The sequence below is a fragment of the Endozoicomonas sp. ONNA1 genome (genome assembly GCF_024606325.1).
GTDB lineage: Bacteria > Pseudomonadota > Gammaproteobacteria > Pseudomonadales > Endozoicomonadaceae > Endozoicomonas_A.
Map to the genome: position 1 here is coordinate 1 of NZ_JAHHPN010000402.1, position 1,652 is coordinate 1,652.

Genomic DNA, 1,652 nt, shown 5'->3' on the forward strand with positions numbered 1-1,652 from the left:
AGCGAAGTCAGGCGACCAGTGTGCCGGAGTTGCTCAGCAAAACACCGGGTATGCAAGTCGAACAGTCAGGTGGGCCAGGAAGCAAGGTCGGCATTTTTTTGAGAGGAACCAGAACTGCACAAACGCTAGTTTTGATTGACGGTGTAAAAGCTAGCTCAATGGATTTTGGTGAAGCACCAATACAGCACCTGGATCCAGATCAAATTCAGAGAATCGAAATTGTAAGAGGGCCAAAGTCCAGTTTGTATGGTGCAAATGCGGTAGGTGGTGTTATACAAATTTTTACTCGAAAAGGCACCGGAAATCCAAAGTTAACTGTAAAGGCAGGGGTTGGTAGCCGAGGGACCGGTGAGTATGGATTAAATTATGGCGGAGAAGTTGATGGGACTCGGTTTAACTTGGGTGCTCGTCTATTTGAAACACAAGGTTACAACAGGACGTTCGCCACATCTGGACTGGATGCAGATGATGATGCATATAGGGATAAATCATTTTCTGGTAGTATTTCACAACGTTATTCCTCCGGGCTTGAGGCTGGCCTGAGCTTTACACATGTCGAAGGGAAGTCTGAATACGACAGTGTTTATAATACTGAAAACACATATACACTTTTTAATTCGACAGAGTTTAATGGTTTTGTATTTGCTCCAGTAACTGAACAATGGGGAACCAGGCTGGATGTTGGGTATGGTGTCAATAAAAGGGATGATAAAGGTAGCACTACATATCCAAGCTATGCCACAACTAAACGAAACACTATTAGTTGGCAGAATGATTTAAGTTGGGCTGAAAATCAGTTTTTAGTGACTGGTATTGACTACTCTGATGAGCATTTGACGGAGTCTAGTACTGATTATGGTATAGAAGATCAATACAATGTTGGTGTTTTTGCTCAAAATACATCTACGTTTTCTTGGAGTGAACTCCAGATCGGCCTCAGAAGAGATAAACATGAAGTTTATGGCTACAACAATACAGGGAATATAGCGTGGGGCATAGATTTACCAAAGGGTATGAAGATTATTGCATCTTATGGAACCGCTTACAGAGCACCAACTCTTGGGGATTACTATACTCCAGCGGGGCCTAATCTTGCTCTAAAGCCAGAAACAGCCAAGAATAAAGAGTTAGAGCTAAGTGGCTTGGTAGGTGACAGTAGGTGGTCTGTAAATGTATTTCAAAATGATATGAACGATATGTTGGAGTACAATTCTGACGCCCAGAAAACGGAGAATATAGAGAAGGCTCGCATTAGAGGTATCGAGTTTGTATTGTCAACAGAGCTCTTTGGTTGGCGTACCAGAAGTAATATGACATTCCTTGATCCAGAATTTCGAGGTGACTTATATGATGGTAATGTTCTTTATAGAAGAGCTAAGCAACTATTTGTTCTTGATACTAATCGAGTATTTGGAAAGTGGTCTGTTGGAGGTACTTTCAGAGCTCAAGGTAAAACATACAACGACCAAGCAAACACCGAAGAGGTTGCTGGGTTTGGAACAGTTGATTTGAGAATGGCTTACCAGTTGACATCAGAGCTTAAAACAGGAGTTAAAGTTGTCAACTTGATGGACAAAGAGTATTCATCAAATTTAGGGTACAGAGATGAACCAAGAGGTGTGTTTTTTACTCTGACCTGGACTCCCGAATTG

General features: G+C 41.8%; 1 protein-coding gene. It reads left to right on the forward strand.

Going from position 1 to position 1,652, the window contains the following annotated elements; genetic code table 11:
• On the forward strand, nt 1-1,652 hold a 1,652-nt coding region (locus tag KDK19_RS09190), incomplete at both ends, for a TonB-dependent receptor (protein WP_257291794.1).